Source organism: Caulobacter sp. D5, from assembly GCF_003185805.1.
Lineage (GTDB): Bacteria > Pseudomonadota > Alphaproteobacteria > Caulobacterales > Caulobacteraceae > Caulobacter.
In genome coordinates this window covers 1-3,004 of sequence record NZ_QHJY01000122.1, presented here as the reverse complement: position 1 = coordinate 3,004, position 3,004 = coordinate 1, and the positions used below count along the sequence as shown (strand labels likewise).

The window sequence follows — 3,004 nt, the reverse complement described above, 5'->3', positions numbered from 1 at the left end:
GCGGCCAGCCACAGGCGCGGCTCCTTCAGGCCCGGCTTGGCGCCGGCCGCCATGTGGCCGAACACCTCGTCGCGGTCGAGGATCTGGTGCTTGGCCACCGCCCCCAGGTGCAGGGCCAGCAGCAGGTAGGTGAACTTGACCAGCAGGCCGTGGCCCAGGTGGCCAAAGTCGTTCCAGGCCTGCTTGGCGCTTTCGGCCAGCTCGGGCAGCCCCGGCAGGTGCGGCCAGGGGATGGCGCCGTAAAGGAGGGTCGGGATGTTGATGCGGCTGGTCGAGACGATGATCCAGCCAGTCAGCGGCAGGCCGATCATGATCACGTAGAAGCCGACATGCACGGCGTGGGCGGCGATCTTCTCCCAGGTCGGCTGGCCGGCCGGGGCCGGCGGCGACTTGTGGGTCAGCTTCCAGATCAGGCGCGCGACGCTGAGCACCAGGATGGTGATGCCGATCGACTTGTGCAGCTGGAAGAGGGCGAAGGTGGTCGCGCCCTTGGGGCCGTCATCGGCCCGCCACCCCAGGATCACCTGGAAGATCAGGGCGGCGGCGATCAGCCAGTGCAGCATGATCGCCACCGTCGAATAACGGGAAGGACCCGCCGCCGAGGCGGGTTTTGAAAGCGTCTCGGCGGTCATTGGGCCGTCCCTAATTCGAGATCTGTCTTACTTCTTCGGATTGAATTCGGCTTCGATCGCCAGGTCGACGTCGTCGCCCACCATCGGAACCAGGTGGGTGAAGCCGAACTCCGAGCGCTTGATCTTGCCGGTCGCCGAGAAGCCCATGATCTGCGAGCCGAACGGGGTCTTGGCGAAGCCGTTGTAGGTGACGTCGAGGGTCACCGGCTTGGTCACGCCGCGGAAGGTCAGGTCGCCGGTCAGCTTGCCCTTGCCGGGCGAGGTCTGCTCGATCTTGGTCGAGACGAAGGTGATCGTCGGATACTTGGCCGAGTCGAAGAACTTCGGATCGTCCGAGATTTCCTTGTTGAAGTTGGGCAGGCCGGTGTCGACCGACTTCGGGTCGACCGTGATCGACACCTTGGAATCCAGCGGCTTGGCCGGGTCGAAGCTGTAGGAACCGTCGAGGCCCGACAGGCGGAAGGTGTAGTTCGAGGTGCCGAAGTGGCGCACGCGCAGAGTCAGGCTGGCGTGGCGCTTGTCTAGAGCCCAGGTCCCAGCCGGGGCGGCGGCGGGATCCGTCGCCGGTTGCGCCAGGGCGGCGACCGGGGCCGCGAGGGGAGCGGCGAGAAGGGCGCCGGCCAGAATGGCGTAGGCGAAGGGGCGAGCCATGGGTTCAATTCTCCAAACTGTCATAGTGACGGTTGCGATTTCCCGACTTAGGAACTTCACCGTCCAGTTGAAGGGGCGTCTTCTCACGAAGCCGTGATCGCCTGGCGGTCCTTGGCGCGGCGGGTCGCGCGATCTAAACAGGGATCACATACCCCCAACCCGACGCTTGAACAGATCGGCCCCTGCATGACCTTCCGCGCCCCCGTCCGCGACCTCGCCTTCGCCCTGCGCCACGTGGCCGGCTTCGACCAGCTCGCCGAGGCCTATCCCGAGGCCGATTCCGACACCGTGGACGCCGTGCTGGAAGCCGCCGGCGTATTCGCCGCCGAGGTGCTGGCCCCGATCAACCGCCAGGGCGACCTGGTCGGCGCCAAGCTCGAGAACGGCGTGGTGCGCAGCGCCCCCGGCTTCGCCGACGCCTACAAGGCCTTCGCCGAGGCCGGCTGGACCAGCCTGGCGGCCGCGCCCGAGCATGGCGGCCAGGGCCTGCCCAAGGCCCTGGAGATCGCCACGCTGGAGATGGTGCAGGCGGCCAACATGGCCTTCGGCCTGTGCCCGATGCTGAGCCTGGGGGCCATCGAGGCCCTGGCCCTGCATGGGACCGAGCGCCACAGAAACGTGTTCCTGCCCAAGCTGGTGTCCGGTGAATGGACCGGCACCATGAACCTGACCGAGCCGCAGGCCGGCTCGGACCTGGCGGCCCTGACCACCATGGCGACGCCCGACGGCCAGGGCGGCTACACCCTGTCGGGCCAGAAGATCTTCATCACCTGGGGCGACCACGACGCCACCGACAACATCGTCCACTTGGTTCTGGCCCGCACTCCCGACGCCCCTCCCGGCGTAAAGGGCGTGTCGCTGTTCCTGGCCTCCAAGGTGCTGATCGACGAGGACGGCAAGCCGGGCGCGGCCAACGACGTGCGCGTCGGCGGCCTGGAACACAAGCTGGGCATCCACGGCTCGCCCACCTGCGTCATGCTGTTCGAAGGCGCCAAGGCCGAGCTGGTCGGCAAGCTGCACCAGGGCGTGGCCCACATGTTCACGATGATGAACGCCGCCCGCCTGCAGGTCGGCGCCCAGGGCACCGCCATCGCCGAGCGCGCCTACCAGCAGGCCCTGGACTTCAGCCTGGAGCGCGTGCAGGGCCGTTCGGCCTGGACGGGCGCCTATCCCTCGCGCCTGTTCGACCACCCGGACGTGCGCCGCACGCTCCTTCTCATGAAGGCCAAGATCGAGGCCGCCCGCGGCATCTGCCTGTCGACCGCCGTCGCCGCCGACCTGGCCCACGCGGCCGCCGACGAGGCCGTGCGCGCCACCGCCAAGCTGCGCGAGGAGCTGCTGACCCCGATCGCCAAGGCCTGGTCGACCGACGTCGGCGTCGAGGTCGCCTCGCTGGGCGTGCAGATCCACGGCGGCATGGGCTTCATCGAGGAGACCGGCGCGGCCCAGCACTATCGCGACGCCCGCATCACCCCGATCTACGAGGGCACCAACGGCATCCAGGCCATCGACCTGATCGGCCGCAAGCTGGGTCTGGCCGACGGCCAGGCCGTGGCCGACCTGATGGACGACATCCGCGACACCATCGAGGCTCTGAAGGCCGCCGACGCCTCGCTGACGCCGGTCGCCGGCCGCCTGGAAGCCGCCCTGAACGCCGCCGCCTCGGCCACCGCCTGGCTGGTCGACCGCCGCGCCCGCGCCATGCCCGACGCCCTGTCGGG

The 3,004-nt window shown here is 68.8% G+C and carries 3 protein-coding genes; 1 reads left to right on the top strand and 2 read right to left on the bottom strand.

Going from position 1 to position 3,004, the window contains the following annotated elements:
- A partial coding sequence (locus DMC18_RS09135) for a cytochrome b (RefSeq protein ID WP_146218023.1) occupies positions 1-632 on the bottom strand: 632 nt, incomplete at its 3' end.
- A gap of 27 nt (positions 633-659) precedes the next feature.
- Complete coding sequence (locus DMC18_RS09130; protein WP_110119447.1) at positions 660-1,283, bottom strand: YceI family protein; 624 nt, start codon at positions 1,281-1,283, stop codon at positions 660-662.
- A 186-nt stretch (positions 1,284-1,469) separates the two neighbouring features.
- On the opposite strand from DMC18_RS09130, the gene DMC18_RS09125 reads away from it, so the two are divergent.
- A partial coding sequence (locus DMC18_RS09125; protein ID WP_110132874.1) for an acyl-CoA dehydrogenase family protein occupies positions 1,470-3,004 on the top strand: 1,535 nt, incomplete at its 3' end.

Excerpts from the sequence above, each read along its gene's own strand:
- DMC18_RS09130 (WP_110119447.1), bottom strand. The coding sequence starts at position 1,283 with ATGGCTCGCCCCTTCGCCTACGCCATTCTGGCCGGCGCCCTTCTCGCC.